At 68.7% G+C, this 22,725-nt stretch carries 20 protein-coding genes and 2 pseudogenes; 8 read left to right on the top strand and 14 right to left on the bottom strand.

The annotated features are described in order from the left end of the window. Positions 1-34 precede the first annotated feature (34 nt). Positions 35-1,831, bottom strand: a complete 1,797-nt coding sequence (locus Phou_RS36920; protein WP_173066013.1) for a hypothetical protein — start codon at positions 1,829-1,831, stop codon at positions 35-37. 603 nt (positions 1,832-2,434) lie between these two features. Here Phou_RS36920 and Phou_RS36915 point away from each other — a divergent pair. Beyond that, the gene (locus Phou_RS36915; protein WP_173066010.1) at positions 2,435-2,623 is read left to right on the top strand and encodes a hypothetical protein; all 189 of its coding nucleotides are present in this window, start codon (positions 2,435-2,437) and stop codon (positions 2,621-2,623) included. Between the two features lie 25 nt (positions 2,624-2,648). Here the strand turns inward: Phou_RS36915 and Phou_RS36910 are convergent, their stop codons facing one another. Beyond that, on the bottom strand, positions 2,649-2,801 hold the full coding sequence (locus Phou_RS36910) for a hypothetical protein (RefSeq protein WP_173066007.1): 153 nt from the start codon (positions 2,799-2,801) through the stop codon (positions 2,649-2,651). Between the two features lie 138 nt (positions 2,802-2,939). Here Phou_RS36910 and Phou_RS36905 point away from each other — a divergent pair, with 138 nt between their 5' ends. The 3 genes from Phou_RS36905 (at position 2,940) to Phou_RS36895 (ending at position 5,706) form a co-directional block, all read left to right on the top strand. After that, positions 2,940-3,596: a hypothetical protein gene (locus Phou_RS36905; RefSeq protein ID WP_173066005.1), complete on the top strand. Its 657-nt coding sequence runs from the start codon at positions 2,940-2,942 to the stop codon at positions 3,594-3,596. Positions 3,597-3,992: 396 nt separating this feature from the next. Beyond that, positions 3,993-4,640: a hypothetical protein gene (locus tag Phou_RS36900; protein WP_173066002.1), complete on the top strand. Its 648-nt coding sequence runs from the start codon at positions 3,993-3,995 to the stop codon at positions 4,638-4,640. A 391-nt stretch (positions 4,641-5,031) separates the two neighbouring features. Next, positions 5,032-5,706: a nucleoside/nucleotide kinase family protein gene (locus Phou_RS36895; protein ID WP_173065999.1), complete on the top strand. Its 675-nt coding sequence runs from the start codon at positions 5,032-5,034 to the stop codon at positions 5,704-5,706. Positions 5,707-6,017: 311 nt separating this feature from the next. Here Phou_RS36895 and Phou_RS36890 read toward each other — a convergent pair whose 3' ends face one another. Then, positions 6,018-6,785 (bottom strand): hypothetical protein, encoded by a 768-nt coding sequence (locus Phou_RS36890; RefSeq protein WP_173065995.1) that lies wholly within the window; start codon positions 6,783-6,785, stop codon positions 6,018-6,020. Between the two features lie 1,221 nt (positions 6,786-8,006). Here Phou_RS36890 and Phou_RS36885 point away from each other — a divergent pair. The 3 genes and pseudogenes from Phou_RS36885 to Phou_RS36880 all read left to right on the top strand — a co-directional run. Further along, positions 8,007-9,098 (top strand): annotated as a pseudogene (locus Phou_RS36885) (Hsp70 family protein); the annotation flags it as partial. 245 nt (positions 9,099-9,343) lie between these two features. Beyond that, positions 9,344-9,613, top strand: a pseudogene (locus Phou_RS55835) (hypothetical protein); the annotation flags it as partial. A gap of 24 nt (positions 9,614-9,637) precedes the next feature. Then, positions 9,638-10,336, top strand: coding sequence for a WD40 repeat domain-containing protein (locus tag Phou_RS36880; protein ID WP_173065989.1), 699 nt, complete (start codon positions 9,638-9,640; stop codon positions 10,334-10,336). A gap of 381 nt (positions 10,337-10,717) precedes the next feature. On the opposite strand, the gene Phou_RS36875 is transcribed toward Phou_RS36880, so the two are convergent. The 8 genes from Phou_RS36875 to arfA form a co-directional block, all read right to left on the bottom strand. Then, positions 10,718-11,131 carry a VOC family protein gene (locus Phou_RS36875; protein ID WP_173065986.1) on the bottom strand — a complete coding sequence of 138 codons (414 nt, stop codon included), beginning with the start codon at positions 11,129-11,131 and terminating at the stop codon, positions 10,718-10,720. 22 nt (positions 11,132-11,153) lie between these two features. Next, positions 11,154-12,128, bottom strand: coding sequence for an NAD(P)-dependent alcohol dehydrogenase (locus Phou_RS36870; RefSeq protein ID WP_173065982.1), 975 nt, complete (start codon positions 12,126-12,128; stop codon positions 11,154-11,156). 65 nt (positions 12,129-12,193) lie between these two features. Then, complete coding sequence (locus Phou_RS36865; protein ID WP_173065979.1) at positions 12,194-13,939, bottom strand: family 43 glycosylhydrolase; 1,746 nt, start codon at positions 13,937-13,939, stop codon at positions 12,194-12,196. Between the two features lie 10 nt (positions 13,940-13,949). Next, positions 13,950-14,936, bottom strand: coding sequence for a glycoside hydrolase family 43 protein (locus Phou_RS36860; protein WP_173065976.1), 987 nt, complete (start codon positions 14,934-14,936; stop codon positions 13,950-13,952). Continuing rightward, positions 14,933-15,748, bottom strand: coding sequence for a carbohydrate ABC transporter permease (locus tag Phou_RS36855; protein WP_173065973.1), 816 nt, complete (start codon positions 15,746-15,748; stop codon positions 14,933-14,935). The genes Phou_RS36860 and Phou_RS36855 overlap by 4 nt, the downstream gene beginning before the upstream one ends. Then, the gene (locus Phou_RS53600; protein ID WP_371872247.1) at positions 15,748-16,278 is read right to left on the bottom strand and encodes a carbohydrate ABC transporter permease; all 531 of its coding nucleotides are present in this window, start codon (positions 16,276-16,278) and stop codon (positions 15,748-15,750) included. Before Phou_RS53600 ends, Phou_RS36855 begins: the two co-directional genes overlap by 1 nt. A 354-nt stretch (positions 16,279-16,632) precedes the next feature. Beyond that, complete coding sequence (locus Phou_RS36845; RefSeq protein ID WP_246274146.1) at positions 16,633-17,970, bottom strand: ABC transporter substrate-binding protein; 1,338 nt, start codon at positions 17,968-17,970, stop codon at positions 16,633-16,635. Beyond that, complete coding sequence (gene arfA, locus Phou_RS36840; protein WP_173065968.1) at positions 17,967-19,496, bottom strand: arabinosylfuranosidase ArfA; 1,530 nt, start codon at positions 19,494-19,496, stop codon at positions 17,967-17,969. The genes Phou_RS36845 and arfA overlap by 4 nt, the downstream gene beginning before the upstream one ends. A 93-nt stretch (positions 19,497-19,589) precedes the next feature. Here arfA and Phou_RS36835 point away from each other — a divergent pair, with 93 nt between their 5' ends. After that, positions 19,590-20,615 (top strand): LacI family DNA-binding transcriptional regulator, encoded by a 1,026-nt coding sequence (locus tag Phou_RS36835; RefSeq protein WP_173065965.1) that lies wholly within the window; start codon positions 19,590-19,592, stop codon positions 20,613-20,615. Between the two features lie 164 nt (positions 20,616-20,779). Here the strand turns inward: Phou_RS36835 and Phou_RS36830 are convergent, their stop codons facing one another. From Phou_RS36830 to Phou_RS36820, 3 genes are all read right to left on the bottom strand, one after another. Next, positions 20,780-21,874, bottom strand: a complete 1,095-nt coding sequence (locus Phou_RS36830; protein WP_173065962.1) for a hypothetical protein — start codon at positions 21,872-21,874, stop codon at positions 20,780-20,782. Between the two features lie 74 nt (positions 21,875-21,948). Next, complete coding sequence (locus Phou_RS36825; protein WP_173065959.1) at positions 21,949-22,170, bottom strand: hypothetical protein; 222 nt, start codon at positions 22,168-22,170, stop codon at positions 21,949-21,951. A gap of 36 nt (positions 22,171-22,206) precedes the next feature. Then, positions 22,207-22,719, bottom strand: a complete 513-nt coding sequence (locus Phou_RS36820) for a COG1470 family protein (RefSeq protein ID WP_173065956.1) — start codon at positions 22,717-22,719, stop codon at positions 22,207-22,209. Positions 22,720-22,725: the final 6 nt, after the last annotated feature.

Here is a 22,725-nt window from a genome sequence, read left to right as displayed (position 1 = left end):
CGGGGTGGGAGGCGGGTGAACTGCGCCATGCGTCCTACTCTTGCCGCCACTCGAAGGAAGTCGGATCGGCTCCCATTTTTCGAATCGTCTCGAAGAAGACGCGCCGGAAGGTTTCTGTGACCCTTCTGGGTCGCTGTGGAGTAAACCTGCGGTCTCCAAGGAGGAAGTTCCGTACGGAGTCGGCATGAAAACTGGACTCCCGCTTGAGATCTAGTATTCGCGGCAACGCGGGTCCCTTGGTTTCGACCACCCCTTCGATCATGTCCAATTCGACCAGATCCATAAGCTCTAGTGGGGCAATATCTTGCTCCTTTAGCAGGCCGGCAGCCTTGATCTCCTGTCGCATTAGGGAGGTGACGAGAGGATTAGCTGGAAAACCCTCCGTTAGGACTATGATCGGATAGAAGATTGCTTGCATGACGTTTTGGTCGCCGGTTAGTGCTATGCGGTTCTGTCTAAGCTGGTCGATCGTCGCAGCGATTTGCGAGGCTTCATGGACTACCATTTTCCGGTCTCGCTCCAGGCCGTCGACCGAAACTGCATTGATGGTGTTGCGAGCAGCCTGGCTGGTAGTCACCTCGACCACAACCCAAGCATCCCCATAGTCGACCGCGACATCGGCCACACTCAAGCCTTTGTAGGCCCTCTTGAGGTCACTATCTGAGTACACTCGCTTGACCCCCAGAGTTCCCGCAAGCGATTCAAATATTTGCCGGGCATACTTCTCGGAGTACTCGTCGAAAGCCTGTTTTACGGCTATGGATTCGCGGTGGCGCCCTCGCTCCTCGAGCTTCTGCTGCATATGGAACATCGGAGGAAGACCGAGACACCGCTTAAGGACAAGTTCTGGATCAAGGACCACCAGATGCTTGCCGAATCGGACCAACGGATAGCGCGCGAAAGTCGTGAAGTACCAGTCGAGAGGATGCTCTGTCAATTCTCGCCGAATCGCTTCCCGATATTCCTGAATGGGCATGGAGACCGAGGTGATTAGGGTTCCTAGCCTTTCTTCGTTCCAGTCGAAATTCGCGAAATAGGTTGGATAGTGCACAACAGGATTTCCTGCTACGCAACTTGCCCAGATTCCTATGGCGAATGAGACCAGGTCGCTCAGGTCCATGCCGGTGGCCTCGGCAAACACCTCGTCTAGAGGGCGGCTGTAATAGGTGCTGGGAGATTCTCGAGGGATCTCTATCCATCTTCGCTGGAAAAGAGCTAGTTGCGAATCCTCGCGATAGGTAGAGTTGAAGTTTGTATTTGCGGCCAATTCGAGCACCAGTTCGTTGGACAAATGCACTGTCTGGTCGATGGTGGTTGGCATCCGAGAGGATTTGAGATTGTCCGCTAGTACCAGTAGAAGTATCGCCCGCGAAGTCTCAAAGAAGTCCTTTGTGTCAACCTCGTCTGGACATCCTGCCAATGCCAGTTTGGCCAGAACCATTAGCAGTTGGGGCGCATGAATCAATGAACCGTCAGAGATCTTGCGAGCTACTCGCGAGCGGGTCGGCTCAGTAAAGTATGGCAAAGACTCGCGATCCAGGTCTCCTGCCGGGTCAGACCGTCCGGGGTCACGTAGCTTGGCCATGGCTACCGCAACGAGCTGGATTGCGCTTTCGATGGGAATGCGATTGAGTGCACTACGCAGCCAGTCCAGGCTGACGTCGAAACCGTCCGTAACCTCGCTGAGCGTTATGTAGGTACGAGCAAAGTCTAACGGCGCGGGCGAAACGCTGGACCCTTGAGGCACCCAAAGACCGGTGTTGGTTTGAACGACAGCGCCGATTGCGGGTACCGTCGTACCCGCTTGGTACAGCTGCCCTTCGTTTGGCACCGTTAGGTACGTGCGGAGATCGGCGGGCTCGTTGGAGGTTAAGAGGCGCCGTAGTCTATCTAGACTTATCCGATCCTGGTTCATTACATCCTCGCTGGATGCCTTCAGCGGTACTCTGGTGGCCGTCATACCCTTAGGCCCGGACCGTTCATGTTGCCTCAAACGTACAGATCCCGCCACAAAATTTGTTCGCCCGGCGGGGCCGACCTCCACGATGGGCCCTGGTGGCGTTGGCATCGCGATTCTGCAACCACCCGTACGTGTCTACGCGGCTGCCCTGGGTTCGATTTGGCTGGGTGTTGGTGATGCTCGGGTGTGCTGCTTGCCGCATCACCACGATTGATTGGCCAGCCACCTGGACGCACGAGGCAGCCGACAGTAACGGTGAGTGCGAACGACGGTCGACGGGTGAGGCCGCGGAGCAACCCCATTGCCGCTGATCTGTCCAAAACGGTCCGAAATCGGCAAGATCGAGTGCATTGATCTGCGGCGATCTGCTCGCTACCAGCGGTGACCGAGCTCGGTTGCTGCTCGGCGGCGCCCGGCACGCCGCGGAAACGGGCGTGGTCCATCTGTGGACAAGGCGACCTGTAGCGTAAGTCTATGGCTGGGCGGACCGCGGCTGTCGCCGAGTTGTTCCCCGACCTGCCGGGCGACCACGACGCCAACGCGCGGGCGCATCCCGCCCGTAGCGTGGTCGACGGGGCGATCGAGGGCTGCCAAGATCAGCCCAGGCTGGCGACGGTGAGCCCCTTCTCGTGCAGCGCGGCAATCAGGTGCAATGGATTGTGAGCCTTTCGCGTCATGTTGGCCGTGATCATGTGCCGGGATGTGCGACGAGGTCGCCGTAGCGGTGGAACCCGTCGAGCAGCCTGCCCAGCATGTCGCGCCGGAAAGCTGGCGCCTTGCCCAGCAACGGATGCCCTGTTGGGCCTGGCGCCGTGGACCGCACGGCCGATTGCGTCGACATCCGATCACCGTTCCGGATCGACCCCTGTCCGTCAGCTTGCCACGGTCCCCTAGGGACGGCGAGTAGCTTTGCGCCAGGTGAGGCTCTCTCGGCGTGCCGCTGACGTTCTCTTAGCCTGCGGCGGAAACGTCCGTCGCGTTGACGTCACCCTATTCCGATCATGAACTCCGCAACCGCATCATATGGACCAGTGAAGTCCTTCCCGGCATGATTTGCCGCTCCGCCTACATGTCACCGTCCCCGATGGCGGGCGGGAAAGAGGTGGCCTTGAACCGCAGACGGGCGATCAGGCTATCATTGATCTTCTTGGCGGCCGCGGTTGGCGCTGCATTGGTTCTAGGATCACCCGTCCTGCTCTTGGCGGCGCACCGGGGCCTCTCCATTGACGACCTCACGAAGATGGGACTTCTTGGTGAGGCATATGGCGGAATATCGGCGCTGGTGTCCGCCGCCGCGATAGCAGGAGTCGTCGCGACCCTGTCCGTCCAGATACGTCAGGTCAAGATCAGCCAAGCCCAAGCTATGACCGCCGGCGCGCGCCGAGGGATCACCGAAGGGGGCGTCCGTCGTTCTCCGTATGCCAGGAATGTCGGGCGAGCGCGGGAGGTCGCGGCGGTGGCGCAGGTCGTGATCGTCTGGTTCGGTAGCACCGCGCTGATTGACTCGGCGGCGGGAGCCCGGATCTCCAACTCGTCGAGGATCGCCGACACCATCGCCCCGCGTGGGGTGGCCGATGGCGTGGGTGGCCGTAGAGGTCGTGCGCGTGACTGCGCCGCTGTTGAGGTGCGGCGGTAGCGAGCATGCCCGCCCGGGCGCGGCGAGTCACAACGGTGGCTGCCTGTCTGCCGCTGGCCGCCCCAGTCCAGTCGGACAGCGCTGAGCTCTCATCGGTCATTGGCGCTGTCACTCAGGACTTGGCACTGGCGGCCTATCGCGTTCGCCTGTTGGCAACACATTCCGGGCGACCGGTATGGGATGGCGTCACCTACGGCGTCCGCTGACCCGCTTGGGTTCGACCCTGCTAGACGAACGGCTGCGGTGACCGAGATCCGACAGCGATGTTCTGGCGTCGGCAGCTACCGTGCCGGTCTCCCCAGGGAACGCGGCGGCAGGTCTTTCGGCAGAGTCTGGCCGGCCGCTGTCCCGACACCTGCACCCGGTCGAAAGGCCCTGCGTAAGGAAGGAGCCCTCATGTCGCAGCAACCCTCCGCGGACGCACAGCAGCCCTACCCGCAGGGGCAACAAGCAGTACAGCCGCAGAGGAAGCGCAACGCCGGACTGATCATCGGTTTCGCAGTCGCGGTGGTTGTCGCGCTGGCCGCCGGCGCGGGCATCGCAATGGCATTCGCCGGCAACCCCAACGACCCGGCAAGTGAGTCGACCGCCCCCTTGATCGACTCGCCGACGGCCGCGACGCAGTCCGCCGAGGAGGAACGACAGTCGCGTGAGCCGCAGACCCTGGAGGCCGCCCGGGTGGCTGCGCAGCGCGGGTGGGACCGGTTCACCAGCGGCGACTACGCCGGCACCTGGGACACCTACGGCACGGGCGTCCAGAAGCGCATCAGCCGTGCTGACTACGCCAAGGTGTTCAAGGCGTGCAACGAAGCGCTCGGCAACGCGGACATGCTCGCCGTGCAGGTTGAGGATCCCCGCTGGTTCAACAGCGCACACACCAAGGTCACCGTAACCGTGAAGCACCCGTTGGTTACCGACACACGCACGATGGTCTACGAGGAAGGTCGTTGGGTTCAGGAGCCCCAGCCGGCCACCCTGCAGGTCATCGCCACCTTCAAGAAGTCGGGGCAGGCCGAAGCTGTCCGCAAGCACTGCACCAGCTAACTCGTCGGGTAGTCGCCACTAGGCGAAGCCGGTCGTAGGCGCATCGTGAGAGCGCGGGATCGGCGGCAGCGGCCCCTAACGAAGCATCCGAACCGATGTATGCCGCTCCTCCGCTTGCGTGCCCTTCAGGTCCCAGGCGACGTCGTACAGAAGCCAATCAGGAAGACGTCGAGTGCGGTCCGGCCGCCCGCTCAAAGAGCCAACTTGACCCGCACGACCGGCACGACCACCAGGATCCGCTCATGCCGATGTTGGTGTGCGAGGTGCCAGGTTCCGGAAGTACGACGGCGGTCCGCGATCCGTTGGTGGGCCTGCCTATTAACGCGGCGCTCTGGGATGCGCCGATCGGGCCTCTGGAATCATTCCCTCGATGACCACAATACGGCAGCACGTGCTCGGCGAGTTGGCCGACCGGATCCTCGCGCTGAGGCTGGATCATTCGACACGCGTGGGGATCGACGGCCACTCCGCAGCTGGCAAAACGACCCTGGCCGACGAACTGGCCACCACCCTGCGCACGAAGGCAGCGCGGCCCGTGCTCCGCGTTACGATCGACCACTTCAAGCGACATGTTGACCAACGGACGCAATATCCGCCCGGCTCGCCGGAAAGCTACTACTTCGAGATGTTCGACGTCGACGCCATCCGCGACGAACTTCTTGCGCCGCTGGGTCCGGGCGGAAACCGTCGCTACCGCACGCAGATCATGGACTTCAGCGGTCGTACGCCCATCGACTCCGGCGTCCACGTGACCTCGGACGACGCGATCCTCGTGGCGGACGGCGGGTTCCTGCAGAAGCCGGCCCTGTCACGACACTGGGACTTGCGCGTCTACCTCCACATCGAGGTAGCGGACGTGCTGCACCGCGGCACGATCCGCGATCAGGCGTGGATGGACTCGGCGGAGGCGGCCGCTGAGCAGTACCGCTCGTACTACATCCCCGGCGAGGAGCTCTACCTGGCCGAGATCCGCCCGGCTGAACGAGCCGACATCGTCATCGACAACCGCGACTTCGAGGCACCCCGCATCATCCGTGACCTTCCCAACCAACGTCCTGAGTACTGACCGAGGACGCCCGGCGCGATGACCGCCACACCGCGCTAGCGTCGCTGGGGCTTCAGCGCGCGGTCATGCCGAAGACAGTGCATCCGATCATGGAAACAAGGAACCCGTGCGCTGGCATTCTCACAGCGAGCCGCACGTGGGCGCTCGCCATCGTTGCGGAGCCTTCGACGGCGTCGGCGACCTGTTGGCTCTTGCGGCGTACGAACGTCAGAGGGCGATCTGGTTCAGTCTGCCGTCTGCCACGTAGTGGAGTCAACGACACACCCGCGCGGGCGTACTCACCTGGGCTGACCGGCCGACGTCGGCCGTTCCTACTCAATTGAGCGATAGTGTGCGAGCTTGGCGCGATAGCGGTGTTCCGCCTCCGACCGGCTTCCGATGGACTCGGCTCCGCCGACGTGGCCGTCGAGGAACTCTGCGAGTTCCGCGGTGGCATCGATGAGGAGCCGGACCCGGCCAAGGTTCTCGCCACGCCCAAGCTGGAGGTGGTATAGAACGACGGGCTCAATCCACGGCCGGCGATCAGGTTTTTGGAGCAGTTGACAGAACTCTCGATAGGTGAGGAGGCGTTTCTCATCGCGATGCCACATCTCTTGTCCGAGGCTGATCTGCGCCACGTTGGGCATGCCGCCGTCCTGCAGGATTCCGACGTGGACCTGCAAGGTGAGTTCCGCCAAGCGGGTGTCGGCCGTGGTGGTCAGCCGGAGGTAGGGCACGTTGTCACGGACACGAGCAAGGTGGGCAAGCAGGCAGGCGGTCAGGTAAGTAGCGGTTGCCAGGCGGGCGCCCTCGCTAACGAACCATCCAGGATCCTTGTCGGCGAGGTCCGCAGTGGTTGCGAGGACGTCGAGCTCGTCCCAGTGGCCACCGTGCTGCCTGACTTTGTGGAGGTTGTCCGTGATTCGGAAGTGGTTTTCCACAGCGTGGTATCGGAGCGGGTTGAGGTAGGTTCCGCGGATGACGTCGTGCTCGGCCTCCACCGCATGCCGCCGCTGATGCCGCGCCGTGAGAACGGCCGACAGCAGCACGACGACGACGGATGCGAGGGCGCCGACCACCGCAGGGATCACGACTTCCACGTGGCCTCCTCGGATGTGTCCGCCAGCCTTGGTGGAACAGTACAGAACGGTCAACGGTCGGGTTCGAGAGGCGGTCAGCTTCAATAGCGACATAACGCCGGACCGTGCAGTTCGGCGAAACTGATTGGCGCGAATGGGGTTTATGCGAGCGCCGGTGGTTACCCAGATGCGCGAATGGGTGGCGCCTGCCTCGCCGAGCGTTCCACGGCCGCCTCGCTGGAGCCAAGCCGGGGCGGCCGGTGGAGCGCTGGGCCGGTGCATGGTGGCTCGGCTGGTCCGCGATATCGGCCGCCGTCTGCCCAGCGTGCGATGCACTGTTCTGCCGCAGACAATGCGCGCGGACGCGCCAAGGTGACTTGCGCTGCTGATGGACGCTGCTTGGTGGCGGAAGCATGCCTGCGCGGCGTTGTGCGGCTGCCCGCGCTGTGGTCACGTTGGGTGGGCCGCAGGCTAATGCGTGATCCGCTGTCGCACCGGTGCGACCATCACGTCGGGCGCCTCAACTGGGAAAATGCGGTTCTTCTTCTGGTAAGTGAGGTCCAATGGTTGTCACGATAAGAACCGCCCTTGCTGCCGGCGCTGATCATGGTTCTGACCTGGGTGGGTCGCGGGCGTCGTATGCGCTGGCGCCGGGGCGCTGCGTCGTTCGTCGGATGTGTGGGGCTCCTGCTGGCGGGAGGGGGTCAGTCAGGCGGCAACGCGCTGCGGGGCCTGATGCCGCGAACCTTTGCCTCGTCGAGGGTGCCACCTGGATGGCCGAGCACAACGATCGGTTCAGCAGCAGGTGCAGCAGCCCGTTTCCGCCGTGGATAGCGCGTCCCGTGCGGGGTGCGTCGTCAGGCGGTGTAATTATGGATCGCCGGCTGGTAGGTCCAGCCGAAGCTCGACGCCTTCCAACGGTGACGCACTGCGCTGTTGTAGGTCGCCTCGCCGCTGCGGCTACCGGGTTGTAGCTCGCTTCAGCTGTCGCCGTACCCGGCGCCGCCCTCTGGCTCACGGGGTATCCGGCGCCGTTGAGCTCGTGGGCGGGCTCCCTGCCGGTGCCGGGGTGACGGTCGCCAGCCACCGGGGGGCGCGGTCCGCTGGGGGAGGTGACGGACGCCAGCGAGTCTGGCGGGGAGGAGCTGCCAGCGGGCTTTCCGCGCCGCGCCGGTGGGTGCTGGGGTTGGACGGTGACGGTCGTTCGACGGCGGTGCGTGGCCCGCCGTACGATCTGTGCTGATGCCGTCCCTCCCGGCCTTTGACGTGCCATGGTCGATCGCTTCGTTGCGGCAAGGAGGCGGAGGCGGCCCGGTGAACCGCTTGGGGATCGACTTCGGTACCTCCGCGACGGTGGCTGTTCTCGCCGGGCCGGCCCAGCGGATACGGCCGTTGCTTTTCGACGGGTCTCCGCTGCTGCCCTCGGCTGTGTTCGCCGGTGCGGACCTGCTGACCGGTGTCGATGCTGAGCGGTCGGCCCTGGCGCGTCCGGGTGGGCTGGAGCCGAACCCGAAGCGGCGGATCGATGACGGTACCGTCTGGCTCGGCGAGCGGGAGGTGTCGGTCGTCGATCTGGTCGCCGCGGTGCTCGGCCGGGTGGCCGCCGAGGCCCGGCGGGTCACCGGCGGCCCGCTCGACGAGGTGGTGCTGACCCATCCGGCCAGTTGGCGTCGTGTTCGCTTGGACGTGCTGGCCGAGGCCGCCCGTCGTGCCGGGCTCGGCGATGTTGGCTTGGTGGCCGAGCCGGTCGCCGCCGCGGCGTATTTCACCGCCGTCCTGGGTCGGGAGATGGCCATCGGTCGGTGTCTGGTCGTGTACGACCTCGGCGCAGGCACGTTCGATACCGGCGTCGTGCGCCGTACCACGGACGGTTTCGACGTCGTCGCCGCGGACGGCCTGGGCGACGTTGGTGGCCTGGACCTCGACGCCGGGCTGGTCCGCCATGTCCGTTCCCTCACGGCCGCGGCGAGCGCGATGTGGGGCCGTCTGGACTGGCCGCGGACGCCGGCCGACCAGCATTCGCGTCGCGCGTTGTGGCAGGGTGTCCGGGCTGCTAAGGAGCAGCTGTCCCGCCACTCCACCGCTGACCTGCACGTACCGCTGGTCGGGGCGGACTTGCACGTGACCCGGGAGGAGTTCGAGAAGATCGCGCGGCCCCACTTGGAGCGCACGATGGAGGTCACGCTGCTGACGCTGCGCGCGGCGGCGGTTCCCCGCGAGGTGATCGCCGGGGTGTTGCTCGTCGGCGGTTCCAGTCGGATCCCGCTGGTGGCCACGCTGCTGCACCGGGCCCTCGGCATCCCGCCGACCGCTATCGACCACCCCGAACTCGTCGTCGCCGAGGGAAGTCTGCGCACCCGGCCAATCCCGCTCACCCCACCCGTCCAGCGCGACCCGGCCCCCGTGAGCACCCAGCCCCCGGTGCCCGCCCCAGCCCTCGTCGCGCCCAGCGTGCCGGCTGGGACGGCGGTGCAGGCGCCCGCCGTGGGCGCCCGCGCGACCCGAGGGCGACCGCTTCGGCGGAGGGTCCTCATCGGACTGCTCGCCCTCAGCCTCGCCGCCGCCGGCCTGGCCGGGTCCTGGCGCGTCCTCGACGACCGAGCCGGCGGCGTGGGCGACCAAACCGGCGGCGCGGGCACAACCGCACCGCCGTCCGAGGCCGCCGCCCTGGCTTTCAGCCCGGACGGCAGCCTCCTGGCCGCGGGCATCGGGCAGACCGCGCAGATCTGGGACGTGGCGAGCCGCCGCCGGCTCGCCGTGTTGACCGGCCACGGCGGCGGCACCTACGGCGGTGCGGTGGAAGGCGTGGCGTTCGCCCCGATGGCCAGACGCTCGCCACCGCGAGCCAGGACGGCACCGTACGCCTCTGGAACGTGACGGCCGGCACCCAGATCGGCGACCCCCTACCCGGCGAGAGGGCCGGCAACAACACGGCGCGGCTGTTCGACGTCGACGTCAGCCCTGACGGCAAGCTCCTGGCCACAGCGGGTGTCCTCGGCACCCGGGTATGGGACCTCGCGACGCGGCGGCGCATCGCCACGTTCGGCGGCGCCGGTGCCTGGGACGTCGCGTTCAGCCCCGACGGCAAACGTCTCGCGGCCGGCCTGCTCGGTGGGGCGGCGAACATCTACGACGTCCGCGACCTCGACTCGCAGCCCCGGCAGCTCGGCCTGCACCAGGCCCTGACCGACGCCACCGACAGCGTCTACGGCGTGGCGTTCAGCCCGAACGGACAGCTATTCGCCACCGCGGCCGGCGACCGGACCGTGGCGCTGTGGGACCTGACCAATAGCGTACGGCGCCTCCCCCGACTGACCGGACACACCCACAGCGTCCAGGACGTCGATTTCAGCCCCGACGGCCGCTTCCTGGTCACCGCCGGCCAGGACGGCACGGTACGCCGGTGGAACGCCGGCAACGGCAATGAGATCGGCCAGCTACGCGACGCCGCCGCCACATCGCTGGGCCGCGCCGTCGCCTGGAGCACGAACCGAGACATCCTGGCCGCCACCGACGCCGGCGGCGTACGCCTGTGGAACCTGGCAACGCCCGGCACCAGCGTCCTGCTGTGAGGAAAGCCGCGCTATCTGCCAGCGCGGTGCACCCCGCACAGTGAGGCACCACCCCGGACCGCTCAGGCACAGCACCGACAGCCTTTAGCTGCCGACATCGGCATCACAAGCGCCAGATCACCGAACGCTATTCAGCCGGTATCCCGCAGTGGCGGTTTCTGAACGAGGCGGTCAGCCACCGACCGGGTTCGTCCAGGACTTCGCCGTTGTGGGTTGGCCTCGCGGCGAGGAGGACGCAGTCACGTCGGCGTGCAGGGGTTCGCCAGGCTGACGTGGGCGTCGATGTCGATGCCGCAAACGGCTTCGAACATGTCGGTGATGTTGGCGCGCGGGATGACGGGGGCTCAGCGACATCCGGTGCCGCCTGGTGGGTCCCTGGGCTCAGGCGAAGTCGGCCTTGGTGATGCCGTCGGCGTGGCCGTCCGGCCACTGGAGCACCTCGATCCGGTAGCCGTCTGGGTCGGTGATCCAGCAGGTCCGCGGCCCGGCGGCGCCGCCGGGATACTCGATCGGCTCGGGCTCGATGCCTTTGGCGGCAAGGTCGGCGCGTGTGGCGTCCAGCGACTCAACCTGGATGACCAGGTGGTTGATGCCCACGCCGGGGCCTGCCTCGCCCTTTGCCGGGTCGTAGACCAGCTCGATGGTGACGAAGTCGTCGCCGGGTAGCTGGAGCATTGTCAGCTTGCCGTACGCCGTCCCCTCGACGGTCCCGATGACCGTGTAGCCGACGGCGGTGTAGAACGCGAGTGAACGTTCCAGATCGCTGACCCGCAGGCCGAAGTGCAAGGTACGCATGAGTGACACCCTAGGCGGGCGGTCAGGTCGGCGGGTCGGTCACGGTGACCACGACGTTGCCGACCTTGTGGCCGCCGTCGACGTAGCGGTGCGCCTCGACGATCTCCTCCAGCGGGTACGCGCGGTCGATCACGATCTGGAGCTTGTCCGCCTCGAGGAGTTCCCGCAGGGCGGCGAGCGCGGCGTGCTTGCGTACCGACATGCCGGTGCGCACCCGCGGGCCGCCGCGCGCGGCCGTCCAGAGCGCCAGGGCGTTGTTGGCCAGCCCGGTGGTCGGCAGGTAGCTGCCGCGCGGGGCCAGGACGGGCCGGCACGCGGAGTACGAGCTGCGGCCGACCGTGTCGAAGACGGCGTCGTACCGCTCGCCGCCGGTCCGGAAGTCCTCGACCGTGTAGTCGTAGACCCGCTCGGCGCCCAGCGACGTGACAAGCTCGGCGTTGCGGCCGCTGCACACGCCGTGCACCACCGCGCCGAGGTGCCGGGCGAGCTGCACCGCGTAGGTGCCGATGCTGCCCGAGGCGCCGATCACCAGCACCCGCTGGCCCGGCTGCAGGTCGGCCAGGTCGCGCAGGAAGTACCAGGCGGTGGTGAAGCCGTCGACGGTCGCGGCGGCCTGGGCGAAACCGACGTTGGCCGGCATCGCCGCGATCGACGCCCGCTCGGGCAGCCGCAGGTACTCCGCCGCGGCGCCGACCGCGAATCCGGTGAAGCCGAAGACCCGCTCCCCCACCCGGAACCGGCCCACCGACCGTCCCGCCTCCACCACCTCGCCGGCGAACTCCAGGCCGAGCACGCGTACGCCCCTGCGGGGGCGGACCGGCCCGAGGATCACCCGTCCCCAGCGCGGCTCGCCACGGCGCATGCCGCACTCCGCCGACGTGACCGTGGTCGCGTGCACCCGGATCAGCACCTGGCTGTCGCGCACCACGGGCGTCGGCACGTCGACCACCGAGAGCACCTCGGGCGGGCCGTACCTGTGGAACATCGCCGCTCGCATCCCAGCATGGTGCGGCACCGACACTGTGATCCGGCTGTGAACGGCGCGAGCCGCGGGGGGTCCGGTCAGCGGTACACGCGGAAGTAGTCGAACACCGCCGTCGCCTGTGGAGTGTCGCCGCCGTGGGAGATCAGGCCGATGCGGGGCGTCGTGCCGGCGCCGAACGTCCACGTGCCACCCCAGGTCCAGTGCCGGCCGTCGGTGCTGTAGCCGGCCCGGTACCGGTGCTCGCCGCTCGTGGCGGTGGTGTGCGCGAGCCGCAGCCAGGTGGTCTCGGCGGGTGGGCCCTCCACCATGCCGCCGTACGACAGTCGCCCCGCGTACGGCAGCTCGCGGCCGAACTCGATCTGGCGGGTGTTCCAGATGGCCACGTGGCTGAGCCGGGCGAAGTCGTCGTCGCCGGCGTACACCACGAGGCCGGCCTGCTGGTAGTTGCGCACGGTGTCGATGCCCAGGTCGATGCTGAGCCGGGTCTCCACGACGTAGTCGCCGGCCGGCGCATCGCGGACGAGTACCGATGCGGTGTTGTCGCCTCCCACGAGGTCGGCGGCCTGGGTCGGCCAGCGCAGCGCGCCGCCCTCGACCGTGGCGTCGGGGTCCTGCCGCACCCAGCTCCAGCCCGGCCCGGGCGCCGTACCGGCGAACTCGTCGGACGCGGAGCCGGCAAGCCGGCCCGGTCGCGGGTCGGCCGCCGGCGGACCTTCACCGCCGCCGCTCTGGTGCCGTCCGGTGACCGGCGCGCGCTGCGGCCTGTCCGAGGCCCAGTGTCCATTGCGGACGGTGGGCCAGCCGTGGCGCCAGTCCAGCCGGTCGACGAGCATCGGCCGGCGGTTGATGCCGTACGGCTCGTTGAGGTAGGGCGCCTCCCGGTCGATCGCGTGGTACACGAGCCAGTCCTGGCCGGCCAGGTCGGTGACGACGGCGTTGTGCCCGGTGCCGATCCAGCGGTTGCCGTTGGGCTGGATCACCGGGGTGCCGCCGACCCGCGAGGTGAGCAGCGAAACCCCGTCGCGGTCCACGAACGGGCCCGCGGGGCCGCGGGAGCGGCCGGCGAAGACGCTGTACCCGGTCGTCGGGCCGGCGCAGCAGTTGGCGGCCGAGCCGAACAGGTAGTACCAGCCGCTGCGGCGTACGACGTAGGCGCCCTCGTAGCGGTTGTCGATCGTGACCTGGGTCGGCGTGCCGGCGGTGCGCAGGCCGTCGCCGGCGAGCGGCACGGTGAAGATGCCGCCGAAGTAGGAGCCGTAGTAGAGCCACTGCCGGCCCTGCGCGTCGACGAGGTGTGCGGGGTCGAACGTCCACAGGTACCCGCCGCCGGGCGCCGGCCTCGGCCCGACGATGGGGCCGCCGCTGTCGGTCCACGGCCCGAGCGGCGTGGGCGCGGTCGCGACGCCGATCGCCGAGTCGTCGCCGGGGTTGAGGGTGGTGTCGGTGACGGTGAAGTAGAGCAGGTAGCGGTCGCCGGCGCGGCGGATGTCCGGGGCCCACAGGCCGGCGGTCGGCGTGGCCCAGGCGGGGCGGTTGGCGGCGGTGAACGCGTCGCCGGCGAACGTCCAGCGCACCAGGTCGTCCGAGCGCAGGATCGGGATCTGCCGGTGGACGGTTTCGCCGGCCTTGAGCGGGTCGCTGGTGCCGAAGGCGTACCAGGACCCGTCGCCGCCGCGGACCACGGCCGGGTCGGCGAACGTGTCGGCGGCGGGCGCCGAGACCGGGTTTACGTAGGTGGCCGGCCGGGGATGGGCGCTCGACGGTGACGCTATCGCGATGCCGAGCAGGGTGAGCGTCGCGGCCGCCAGGGCGATCGGCTTCATGAGGTCTCCTCTATGGACGGCGCTGGGGACCGGCGGTGGGTCCGTTGACGGCCGGCCTGCCGCCGGACCAGGTCACTTCGTCGAGCCAGAGCTGGCGGCCGGGGTCGACGGCGCCCTCGGCGCCTTCGGGCCAGGCGTGGTACAGCAGCCAGGTCCGCCCGCCGTGCTCGACCATCGAGGCGTGTCCCGGTCCGGAGGCGCCGTCGCGGGACCGCAGGATCGGGTTTTCGGCCGCCTTGGCGCACGGGCCGAGCGGCGATTCGCAGACGGCGTACCCCTCGGCGTAGTCGGCCTTGTCGTAGGCGTTGGCGGCGTAGAACAGGTACAGCCGGCCGTCCCGGCGCCACAGGAACGGGCCTTCGACGACGTGCCCTTCCCACGGCTCGGTCTGCTTGAGCAGCCGGGCCGGCTCGCCGACCAGGCTCAGCCCGTCCGGGGACAGCCGCTGCGCCCACAGCCAGGTGTCGGCGCCGATCGCGTTGCCGTCGTTCTTCCACAGCAGGTACAGCGATCCGTCGGTGTTCCGGAACGGGCTGGCGTCGATGGAGCCGCCCAGGTCGGCCTGGCAGAGCAGCGGGCCGTCGCCGTGGCCGGTGAACGGGCCGGCCGGCCGGGAGGCCACCGCCACCGCGATGCACTGCCGGCTGGAGGCGCGGTCGGCGACGGTCGGGTACATCACGTACCGGTCGTCGGCGAGCGCGATCACCTCCGGTGCCCATGTCCTGCCCGGGTCGGCCCACGCCGGCAGCGCGGGCAGGGCGTCGCCGGCGGGCGTCCAGGTGACCAGGTCGGGCGAGGTCAGCACGGGCACGTTGCGCCCGCCGGCGTTGGTGTGCACCAGGTACCAGGTGTCGCCGGCCCGGAAGGCGTGCGGGTCGGGTGCGTCGCCGGCGTACACCGGGTTGGTGAAGGTGTTCACGGGTGCCGCCTCCTCGGCGGATCCGCACCCGGCCACCAGGAGGGTGCCGGCGACTGCGGCGGCAAGTGCACGGCTCACCCCTTCAGCCCGCTGCGCGAGACGCCTTCGATGATGTAGCGCTGGGCGAGCACGAACAGCAGCAGCGCGGGGATGCTCGCCAGCACGGCACCGGCCATGATGACCGGGTAGTCGGCGATGTAGGCGCCCTGCAGCAGGCCCAGCCCGGCCGGCAGCGTGAGCCGGTCGGCGCTGAACAGCACGTAGATCGGCCACAGGAAGTCGTTCCAGTTGCTCAGGAACGACAGCACCGTGAGCGTGGCCAGCGCCGGTTTGGACAGCGGCAGCACCACCCGCGTGAAGACCTGCCACTGGTTGGCGCCGTCCAGGATGGCGGCCTCCTCCAGCTCGCGCGGCAGGGTCAGGAAGAACTGCCGCAGGAAGAACACGCCGAACGCGCTGGCGGCGCTGGGTACGACGACCACGGCCAGGGTGTCCAGCCAGTCGAGGGTGTCGGCGACGAGGAAGTTCGGGATGATCAGCGTGGCGGGTGGCACGAACAGGGTCGCGACGATCAGGGCGAACACCAGGCGCCGGCCCGCGAACCGCATGCGGGCCAGCGCGTACGCGGCGCTCGCCGCCGTCACCAGCACCAGCGCGGCGTGCAGGGTCGCGGCGAGCATGCTGTTGAGAAACCACAGCAGTACCGGGTTCTGCGAGCCGGGCTGGAAGAGCCGGTCGTAGCCGTAGGTGGAGACGGGGTCGGGCAGCCAGGTGGGCGGGCTCTGCTGCGCGGTCGTGTAGCTCTTGAGCGAGGTGAGCACCATCCACACCAGCGGCACGACGAACACGGCCGCGAGCGCCACCAGGATGACGTACCTTGTCTTCCTCATCAGTCCTCCTGGTACCGGAAGATCCGGAAGTTGGCCACGCTGATGAGCACCAGCATCAGGGTCAGGGTGATGCTCATCGCGGCCGCCCGGCCGGCGTCGTTCTGGGCCAGGCCGCGCTCGACGATGTACGACACGACCGTGCGGGTCTCGTTGCCCGGCGCGCCCTGCGTGATGAGGTACGACTGGCCGAACATGTTGGCCGAGGCCAGGATCGTCGTGGTGACGACGAACAGCAGCACCGGCCGCAGCCCGGGCAGCGTCACGTGGCGGAACCTGTCCCACGCCGTGGCACCGTCCACTGTGGCCGCCTCGTACAGCTCGGCCGGGATGTCCTGCAGTCCGGCCAGGTAGATGACCGCGTTGAAGCCGCAGGTCCACCACACCGTGACGCCCACCAGGGACACCCAGGCCCACGGCGTCGCGGTGACCCACGGGGTGTCCGAGGGCAGGCCGACCAGGCCGAGGAGGTGGTTGACGAAGCCGAGGTTGGCGTCGAGCAGGAAGCGCCACAGCAGGCCGATGACGGCCACGCCGAGCACGTACGGCGCGAAGTACAGGGCGCGGAAGAACGTCCGCCCGGGAACGAGCGGTTGAGCAGCAGCGCCATCCCGAGCGGCAGCACGACCAGCAGCGGTACCGACGCGACCGTGAAAATCGCGGTCGCGCGGACGCTCTCCCACCAGTCCCCGAACACCAGCGAGTCCGAGGAGAACAGCTCCTTGTAGTTGTCCAGGCCGACGAACGGCTTGTTCGGCAGCTGGAAGTCCCACTGGTGCAGGCTGAGCCACACTCCGAGCACGATCGGCAGCAGGCCGAAAACCCCGAAGATGACAAGGTACGGCAGCAGGAACAGGTACGGAGTGGCCCGGCGGTGCATGCGCCGGTCAGCTCCCGTACTTCTTGCGGTTGTCCTCCAGCAGCTTGTCGGCCTTGGCGACGCCGTCGTCCAGCGCCTGCTTCGGCGACTTCTTGCCCAGCACGGCCTCGTTGAAGGCGGTGTAGAACAGCAGCGTCACGTCGCCGATGCCCGGCGCGGCCGGCGGGAAAGCCGCGTCCGGCAGCTCCGCGGCCAGCGTGTTGACCTCGGTCAGCGCCTGGAACTTCGGGTCGTCCAGCACCGCACGGCGCGCGGGCACCTGGCCGCCGGCGGCCCAGTCCAGCGAGTGCTGGCTCAGCCAGTTGATGAACACCTTGGCGCCGGCCACCTTGTTCGCGTCGGCACCGCGCGGCTGCTGGACGATCGTGAAGTTGTGCGAGTTGGCCCAGACCGACTTCCGCGACCCGATCTGCGGCATCGCCGCCACGCCCCACTGCACGTCGGGGCTCTTCTTCAGGTCGTTGATCTGCCAGATCCCGTTGACGTTGAAGGCGTTCTTGCCGCTCTTGAGGGCGAGGTAGTCGGCGTCCTGGCCGACGTTGGCCGGCGAGTGCCCGCCGGTGACCAGCCGGGCGCACCAGTCGACCGCCTCGACCGCTTCCGGCGAGTTGAAGGTCGCCTTGGTGGCGTCCTCGTTGTAGAGCGAGCCGCCGAACTGGTACACCAGCGAGTACCCGGTCATGCCGCCGGTGAACTGGAACGGGCTCATCCAGAAGCCCTGTATGCCCTTGCCCTTCATCGCCGCCAGTGCCTGCTCCACCTCCGACCGGTTGGTCGGCGGCTTGTTCGGGTCGAGGCCGGCCCGCTCCATGAGCGTCTTGTTGTAGTAGAAGCCGACCGGGTGCATGTCCAGCGGGATGCCGTACCGCTTGTCCTGGTACAGGCCGCCCTGCCACACGGTCGGCGCGAAGTCGGCCTCGCTCAGCTCGAGGGCGGACGCGACGTCGTCGACCGGCTGGATCACCTTGCGGGCGGCGAAGGTGGCGAGCTGGTCCATGTGCATGACCGCGATGTCGGGGCCGTTGCCGCTGGTCACCGCACCGGGCAGCTTCGCGTAGTAGTCCTCCCACCGGTAGGTGGCGACGGTGATCGCGATGTTGGCGTGCTCGGTGTTGAACTGGTCGACGAGCTTCTTGAAGATGTCGCCGTCGCCGCCGGTGAAGCCGTTCCACAGGTTCAGCGAGACCTTCGGCCCGGTGTAGGTCTTGCCGCCGTCACCGGCGGCGGCCCCGCCCTCGGTGTCGTCGTCGCCGCAGCCGGCGAGCCCCAGTGTGGTGGCGGCTCCGAGGCCGAGGCCCAAGCCGAGCAGCCGGCGACGGCTGAGCTCGGTGCGCTGGATGGTCATGTGGGGCCTCCTTCAGGAGGGGGAAGGTGGTAGCGGATGAGGTTCCAGGAGGCCGGCGCGAGCCGGACGGCGGACCACCCGGCGTCGACCGAGGGCCGTTCCCGCTCGCGCGGGACGACCCGGTCCGGGTCGTCGGCCGTGTTGACGGCGTCGGGGTCGGCGCCGGCGTCGAGCGCGAGATGCGCCGCGCCGGCCAGGCCGGGCAGGCCGCGCAGGTCGATGTCGAGCCGTATGTCGGTGGTGCCGCGGTTGACCGCGAAGACGACGAGACCCCCGGTCTCCTCGTCGTGCACGGCAACGGTGTCCACTGAGGACACCTCGCCGTACCGGTTGGTGTCGTGTGAGGGTCCCGCCGGTTCGGTGCGCAGCACCGTGCCGCGGGCGTAGCGCGCGGTGAGCGCGAACGGGTGGAATATGCTCTGCCGCCACGCCGGTCCGCCGTTGAGGGTGCGGATCGGCGCGATGACGTTGGCCAGCTGGGCCTGGCAGGCGACGCCGACCCGGTCGGCGTGGCGCAGCAGGGTGATCAGCAGGTCGCCGACGACGACCGCGTCGGTCGCGGTGAACGTGTCCTCGATCAGGGCCGGTGCCTCGACCCAGCCGCGCCGGTCCAGGTCGGCCCGCAGGCGCTGCTGGTACCAGACGTTCCACTCGTCGAAGGACACCATGAGGCGGCGCTTCTCGCGCTTTCTGGCCGCGACGTGGTCGGCGGTCGCGACGACCTCCTGGATGAAGGCGTCGAGGTCGACGGCGGAGGCGAGGATGCTGGGCCGGTCGCCGTCGGACGGGTCGTAGTAGGTGTGAGCGGAGATGTAGTCGACGTGTTCGTAGGTGTGTGAAAGGACGGTGGCCTCCCACGCGGCGAAGGTGGGCATCCCCCGGTTGGAGCTGCCGCACGCGACGAGGCTCACCGACGGGTCGATCATCTTCATCGCGCGGGCCGTCTCGGCGGCCAGCCGCCCGTACTCGTCGGCCGTCTTGTGCCCGACCTGCCAGGGGCCGTCGAGCTCGTTGCCCAGGCACCACAGCCGGATGTCGTACGGCTCCTCCGCGCCGTACTTGCGGCGCATGTCGGAAAAGTGCGTCCCGCCCGGGTGGTTGGCGTACTCGAGCAGGTCGCACGCCTCCTGCACGCCCCGCGTGCCGAGGTTGACCGCCATCATCGGCTCGACGCCGGCGGCACGCGCCCAGCGCATGAACTCGTCGAGCCCGAACGCGTTCGTCTCGATCGTCTTCCAGGCCAGGTCCAGCCGCCGGGGCCGGTCGCCGACCGGACCCACGCCGTCCTCCCACCGGTACCCGGAGACGAAGTTGCCGCCCGGGTAGCGCACGACCGACACGCCGAGCTCCCGGGTGAGGTCGAGAACGTCTCCGCGCAGGCCGTGCCCGTCGGCGGTGGCGTGCCCCGGCTCGTAGACCCCGCCGTACACACATCGACCCATGTGCTCGACGAACGATCCGAACAGGCGCCGCCGCGCCGGCCCGATGCGAAATGCCGGATCGATGCTCAACCGTGCGGTGTCCACACCTGTAGATTTTTACAACGTTGTATGCAACGTTGTAAAGAGGTTGGTACGCGGTAGTGTGCGATCCGTAACGTCGACAGGGAGGGTGCGGACGTGCGGCACAGGCTCAAGGATGTCGCCGAACGGGCCGGTGTCTCGGTGAAAACCGTGTCGAACGTCGTCAACGGGTACGTACACGTGCGAGCCGACACCCGCGCCCGCGTCATGGAAGCCATCGCCGAGCTCGACTACCGCCCCAACATCAGTGCCCGCAACCTGCGCCGCGGCCGGACCGGCATCATCGCCCTGGCCGTGCCGGAGCTCGACATCCCGTACTTCGCCGAGCTCGCCAAGCACGTCGTCAGCGCCGCCGCCCGCCACGACTGGACCGTCCTGATCGACCAGACCAACGGCGACCCGGAACAGGAGCGGCTGGTGGCCGCCGGCATCCGCGACCACCTGATCGACGGGCTCATCTTCAGCCCGCTCGCCCTCGCCGGCGCCGAGCTCGACGTCGGCGCCAAGGCCACACCCATGGTGCTGCTCGGCGAACGCGTCGCGCACGGCCAGGCCGACCACGTCGCGATCGACAACGTCGCCGCCGCCCGCGACGCCACCGCCCACCTGCTGGAGCTGGGGCGCCGCCGCATCGCCGCGATCGGCGCCCAGCACACCGCCGAGGCCGCCACCGCCCGGCTGCGGCTGGCCGGCTACCGCGAGGCGCTGCACGCGGCCGGCATCGGCTACGACGAGACGCTGATCGCGCCGGCACCCTCGTGGCACCGGGCCGACGGCGCCGAGGCCATGCGCGCGCTGCTGGCCACCGGCGCCCGCTTCGACGCCGTGGTCTGCTTCAACGACACCCTCGCACTGGGCGCGGTGCGGGCACTGTACGACGCCGGCCGGCGAGTGCCGGACGACGTCGCCGTGGCCGGCTTCGACGACATAGAGGACGGCCGCTTCTCCGTACCGACGCTGACAACAGTGGCACCGGACAAGGCCGACCTCGCCCGGATCGCGGTCGACCTGCTGGCCGCCCGGCTCGCCGCCACCGAGGACGGGCCGCCGCGCGAGCAGAGCGTGCCGCACCGGCTGATCCCCCGCGAGAGCACCCTGGGCGGGCGCGCGGGAGTCGCGTGACGCCGGCTACCAGCACCTCGGCCAGCGCGGCCCGGCCCTCCTCGTAGAGCCGGGTCAGCACGTCGGGCATCGCCTCACCGCAGATTTATCTACTTAAATCTGGCGATTCTGGCCAGACTACAAAGGATCCACCGCCCGGGCCGCCCACCACGGCCCCGGCCCGCTCAGGTGAAGTGTTCGCTTTCGGCGCTGGCTATCGTCGACCCACCGGCGATGAGGGTGGACCGGATGAAGTAGGGGCCGGTGGCCTGTGGCAGTGGGATCCAGAAGTCGACGCTGGCGGAGTCGTGGTCGGACGTGGCCTGCAGGCGGTACGCCAGGTTGGTGTTGAGCCATTCGCCGTACAGGCGGGTGGTGCCGCCCGCCTGCCACATCGACCAGGAGACGAAGACTGCCTCGTCGCGCATGTGCATCAGCTCGACGTCGACCGCGACGACCACGCCGACCGGCTCCCCCGACTGCCCGCCGGTCACCCGCGCCTGCTTGAACGTGGTGACGATGCGGTCCACGGCCTCGCCGGCGCTCAACGGCTCGCCTTCCGCGCCCGTCGACATGGCATCGACCGCGCCCGACTTGGGGAGGAACTCCTGGCACTTCTCCGGCGAGTAGTCCGGGGAGAGAGCCTGGCAGCTCTCAGCGTGGACCGTCCGGGGTGCCTTGACCGTGCTGGAGGGCGCCGGCAGGATCGGCGCGGACTTACCGGCGGCCGGTGCCTCCGGTGACTCCTCTGTGGACGGAGGAGCTACCGGGGCCTCACCGGTCGGTTCCGGCGTCGAAGGGTCGGCCGTCTCGCCGTCGTCCGGCGGCCCGGTGGGCTCCTCGCCCGGCGGCTCCGTGGGCTCCTCGTCCGGCTCCGGGTCGGCCGTCTGGTCCTCGCCGCCCGGAGCGGACGTGGCGCGCACCTGGACGGCGCCGGACCAGGGCGATCCGACTCCGGCCAGCGACACGGGGGCGGCCGCGCCCCACGGACGCGCGCCGACGGGCTCGGGCAGATGGGCGGCGGCGAGGCGCTGGCGGTACTCGCTGAGCGGCACGTTCGCGGTGACCTGCACCGTGTTGATCTTTGCGACGTTCGCCGGGTCCGGACCCGGCCACAGCGACAGGCCGGCGGCTGTTGCGGACGCCACCGCGCCGATCCCGACGGCCGTCTTCGTGCCGAGGTTCCACCAGCGCCGCCATCCGGTGGCCGTGACCCATTCGGCGTCGTCGGCCACGCCCGTGACCCGGCGCGGCGCATTTGGTTGTCGACGTTTGGCCATGGCGACGTCCTCGCTCGACAAGCCCTAACCGGAGCCTAATACCTGTGGCACGTGCGGCCGGCGCGTTCCACGAATCAGGGGATGACGCCCGCCTGGTGGCCGGGAAGTTCCTCGTTGTGGGCGTTGGCGTCGGCCTGGGCCTTTTCCCAAGCGTCGCTGCCGGTGCGGCGCGGGCCAAACCATTGGTGCCCGGTCTCGCAGACGGCATTGAAACCGGAGGTGTCGGCGCTGGTTTCGCTGTCCGGCGTCTCGGAATCGGATGTCTGCACATCGTCGGAAAAGGTTGAGTCGGTCATCGCTTTCTCCATTCATTTACGGGACGCAATTGATGGTCAGTGATTGGGTCCGGTCGCCACCCACCAGAAGCAGCAGAGAACGATCAGCAGGAGGAACACGCCACCGACGACGAAGGGCCACTTCGGGATGCGTCGGGGCGGGGGTGGCGGTGGCAGGCGAGGCGGGGGCGGCAGGCGAGGCGGCGGTGGCGGTGGAGGCGGTGGGCGGTGCGGTACGTCGAAGACGATCCGCCCGCTGGACCGCGAGTGTTCCTCCGGGGCCACGTCCGCCGAATAGGCGCGGGCCCACAGCGCGTAGCCCCCGGGCGGCACGCCAAAGGGCACCTGCACGCGCACCAGGAAGGTCGCCGACGTGCCGGCCGGCAGAAGGCGCTGCGGCTCCTGCACGGCGAACCAGGCCCGGTCCGCCCGCTGCCCCGCGACGATCTCCAGGACCACCCGGTCGGCGTTGGGGCCTGGATTGGTCACCGTGAACATCAGTTCCGCCCGGTTGGCGGCGTCGAGCTGGAAGCGTTCCGTGGCGGCCGTCACGACCCAGTCGGTGCTCATCTGCGC

The sequence above is a fragment of the Phytohabitans houttuyneae genome, from assembly GCF_011764425.1.
In the GTDB taxonomy this organism is placed as follows: Bacteria; Actinomycetota; Actinomycetes; order Mycobacteriales; family Micromonosporaceae; genus Phytohabitans; species Phytohabitans houttuyneae.
This window is presented reverse-complemented; position numbering and strand designations above follow the sequence as displayed.

What these genes read in the sequence shown, in the direction of transcription:
- Phou_RS36845 (WP_246274146.1), bottom strand. Translation starts at nt 17,970, where the DNA reads ATGACCATCCAGCGCACCGAGCTCAGCCGTCGCCGGCTGCTCGGCTTG.
- Phou_RS36855 (WP_173065973.1), bottom strand. Translation starts at nt 15,748, where the DNA reads ATGAGGAAGACAAGGTACGTCATCCTGGTGGCGCTCGCGGCCGTGTTC.
- Phou_RS36875 (WP_173065986.1), bottom strand. Translation starts at nt 11,131, where the DNA reads ATGCGTACCTTGCACTTCGGCCTGCGGGTCAGCGATCTGGAACGTTCA.
- Phou_RS36820 (WP_173065956.1), bottom strand. Translation starts at nt 22,719, where the DNA reads ATGAGCACCGACTGGGTCGTGACGGCCGCCACGGAACGCTTCCAGCTC.
- Phou_RS36825 (WP_173065959.1), bottom strand. Translation starts at nt 22,170, where the DNA reads ATGACCGACTCAACCTTTTCCGACGATGTGCAGACATCCGATTCCGAG.
- Phou_RS36915 (WP_173066010.1), top strand. Translation starts at nt 2,435, where the DNA reads ATGGCTGGGCGGACCGCGGCTGTCGCCGAGTTGTTCCCCGACCTGCCG.
- Phou_RS36865 (WP_173065979.1), bottom strand. Translation starts at nt 13,939, where the DNA reads ATGAAGCCGATCGCCCTGGCGGCCGCGACGCTCACCCTGCTCGGCATC.
- Phou_RS36910 (WP_173066007.1), bottom strand. Translation starts at nt 2,801, where the DNA reads ATGTCGACGCAATCGGCCGTGCGGTCCACGGCGCCAGGCCCAACAGGG.
- Phou_RS36870 (WP_173065982.1), bottom strand. Translation starts at nt 12,128, where the DNA reads ATGCGAGCGGCGATGTTCCACAGGTACGGCCCGCCCGAGGTGCTCTCG.
- Phou_RS36830 (WP_173065962.1), bottom strand. Translation starts at nt 21,874, where the DNA reads ATGGCCAAACGTCGACAACCAAATGCGCCGCGCCGGGTCACGGGCGTG.
- Phou_RS36900 (WP_173066002.1), top strand. Translation starts at nt 3,993, where the DNA reads ATGTCGCAGCAACCCTCCGCGGACGCACAGCAGCCCTACCCGCAGGGG.